Raw genomic sequence first — 2,931 nt, forward strand, 5'->3', positions numbered from 1 at the left:
GGAGCAACTACCACTTCTCTTTTTGTAATGGACAATAGTAAATTATATCGCCAGGATCCACCTAATGCAGGCACATTGACTGAAATCGGTAATCTTGGAATAGTTACTGCTGAACAAAATGGGTTTGACATTGGAGGAAGATCAAATACAGCCTATTCTTTGGTGACCTTGGGTGGAGCAACTATTCTTTACACAATAAATACAACTAACGGTACTGCAACTGCAGGAATAAACTATCCAAATAAAGTGAAAGGTCTTGCAATTGGGTTAGGATTTTAATCAATCTTCCTATTTGTAAAAAAGACGGCTACATATTTGTAGCCGTCTTTTTTTTGAGAGAATAAAATTAATAGAATCATCTGGTTTCAGGTTGGGATATCATCCACTGCGAAGTTTGTAACCAGGAAAAAGCAACTGTAGACATTCTTTGACCAAGCTGCGGAAGTTTCTCTATATAATCATTTTTGTCATTATTGCGGTATTTGTATAAACTGGAATTTCTACCCGACCGATAAATATATAATAAAGAATCATTCATGCAAGCCAATACATCATCACTGGAGAATACAATATCCTTATGCTGCTGTGTAAATAAATTGATTCCAAAAGTGTTGTTTTGATACTGCTTAGCAATCATACTCATCACTGTTGGAAAAACGTCAGTTTGTAAAGCCAACTTTTTAAATTCCTGAGGTTCTGTCTTTCCCGGAGCATAAATAAAAAAAGGAATATGATGAAATGAAAAAGGAATATCGTAAGTGTCATTCCATAAAGGAACTCCGTGGTCAGCAACAAAAACAAATACGGTATTATTATACCAGGACTGCTTTGAAGCATAAGACATAAATTGCTGAACTGACCAATCAGAATATTCAATTACTGCAAGAGAAGATTCTTCATGTCGCTTTTTAAAACCGGTATTTTCCGGAATAATATGAGGGTCATGATTTGAACCCGTCATAAAAGCCGCAAAAAATGGAGAACCCTTTTTCGATAGCGCATTCAGCTTCGGGATAGCAAAACGGAACATGTATTCATCAGGCACACCTAAAGCACTTTTTACCTCAGACGAAGGGTAATCCTTTTCCCCAATAATTGTTTCGAAATCGTTGGCTAATAAAAATCCACTCATATTATCAAACAACTCATCGTGGGTGGTGAAAAAAATATTCTGATAACCCTTTTTCTTTAAAACGTTCGAAAACCCAAACATTTTAGGAACGGTCAGTTGATCCAAAGAATGCCTCTTCATTAAGGCAGGATTTGCAAAAAGAGTGGCATAAATTCCATTGAAAGTATGAATGCCGGCACTGAATGTACTATCAAACACTAAACTTCTGGAAGATAAACTGTCCAGATAAGGGGTAAGTTTTTCTGTATTTCCATAACGTTTCATTCGGTGTGCAGCCATACTTTCCATTATAACCAATACAACATTGCTTCCCTCAAACGGAGCAACAGATAATTCCTGCCTTATCAAAGGGCAATCGATATCAGAAGAATCGCAAGAAAATTCGTCTCGCATTTCATGGATTGCAATTTTATCATCTATCCAGTTTAAACGATTATTTTCAGATTTGGATTTATCCAAAAAACTATGAATAAATGTATAAACCGGATTCAACCCCAATTGATTAATAAAAGGATAGGTTGAAAAAAAAGCTGTACCGGCAATCATGGGTGATTTTTTTTCAACTCTTCCCCGCATACCAATAAATAGAATGGAATATAGAAAAAGCAACAGACTTATATTGTAATACAAAGTCCTCTTCCGGGATACTACTATTTCGATGTGCTTCTTTGCAACTTTCTTAATTATCCAAAAAAAAGAGAGAATGAGAACGAGAAAAATAATAAAAAAGGAATAAAAACCAGGCTCCTGCAAAACCATTTTAAAGGCAAAACCTCCGGCATTGTTCCAGATAAAAATGGTATCATTTAATCGTTTAAAGAAATGATTGAAGAAGGGTATATCAACTGCACATATCATAAATGCAAGCGTGTAACCGATTGCTGTAAATAAATATAAAAATCTTAATAGAGTTGTTGATAGAAAATTAAAAAGAAAAGCAATCCCTCCAATCAGAGCAGGCAATGACAATATTGTAAAAGAAACTAAAGTGTCAAAACGAAAACCAATAAAAAAAGCATGAAGGATTAATGAAATTTTATTATCCGTAATGCTTTCTAAAGCATCCATATTACAAGAGAATAGAATAAGGCGGAACACTCCAAAATATAATATTGATATTAAGTAAACCCGAAGAATATAATTAAAATGATTGTTTAGCATTTTGGGATTGGGAATGAGAACTCTAAAGATACGAATCTAATTACTTAAAATATAATACAAAAGATATATTTTGCGTTATTGGAGGATACTATTCAATATAAAGAATAAATCAAATAATCAACTCACATCCCCTATAAACAAAAATACCCTTGTCAAAAGACAAGGGTATTTTAAAATAAATATGGCAGCTACCTACTCTCCCGCATTGTTGTGCAGTACCATCGGCCATAAGGGGCTTAACTTCTCTGTTCGGAATGGGAAGAGGTGAACACCCTTGGCAATACCACCATAAGGACTTTAGTTAATTCGGTAATCAGATAATTCGGTAATCAGGCAATTTGTCTTACGACTTATTTAACCCATTAACTCATTTAACTAATTAACTCAATAACAAATATCGAGACATATTGGGTCAGCAAATTTCGTAATAAAATAAAGTTAAAGCTTACGTGCAATTAGTACTACTCGGCTTTGATGTTACCACCTTTACACCTATAGCCTATCAACGTCATAGTCTTTGACGGCACTTAAAAGTAAACTCATCTTGAGGAAAGTTTCGCGCTTAGATGCTTTCAGCGCTTATCTTGACTGTACATAGCTACTCTGCACTGCTCCTGGCGGAACAACAGATACACCAG

Annotated in this window: 2 protein-coding genes and 2 rRNA genes; 1 reads left to right on the plus strand and 3 read right to left on the minus strand. The window is 34.8% G+C overall.

Annotated elements, in window-relative coordinates; translation table 11 throughout:
* The coding region (locus B3C16_RS00330; protein WP_291127426.1) for a DUF4394 domain-containing protein at window positions 1-279 on the plus strand (279 nt) is incomplete at its 5' end.
* A gap of 76 nt (window positions 280-355) precedes the next feature.
* Here the strand turns inward: B3C16_RS00330 and B3C16_RS00335 are convergent.
* The 3 genes from B3C16_RS00335 to B3C16_RS00345 form a co-directional block, all read right to left on the minus strand.
* Window positions 356-2,200: an LTA synthase family protein gene (locus B3C16_RS00335; protein ID WP_291127429.1), complete on the minus strand. Its 1,845-nt coding sequence runs from the start codon at window positions 2,198-2,200 to the stop codon at window positions 356-358.
* 272 nt (window positions 2,201-2,472) lie between these two features.
* Window positions 2,473-2,584 (minus strand): 5S ribosomal RNA (gene rrf / locus B3C16_RS00340).
* Window positions 2,585-2,727: 143 nt separating this feature from the next.
* Window positions 2,728-2,931 (minus strand): 23S ribosomal RNA (locus B3C16_RS00345); the annotation flags it as partial.

The organism is Flavobacterium sp. UBA7682 (assembly GCF_002482945.1).
Taxonomy (GTDB): domain Bacteria; phylum Bacteroidota; class Bacteroidia; order Flavobacteriales; family Flavobacteriaceae; genus Flavobacterium.

Bases quoted from the DNA above. Each gene is read 5' to 3' on its own strand.
- B3C16_RS00335 (WP_291127429.1), bottom strand. From the start codon at position 2,200: ATGGATGCTTTAGAAAGCATTACGGATAATAAAATTTCATTAATCCTT.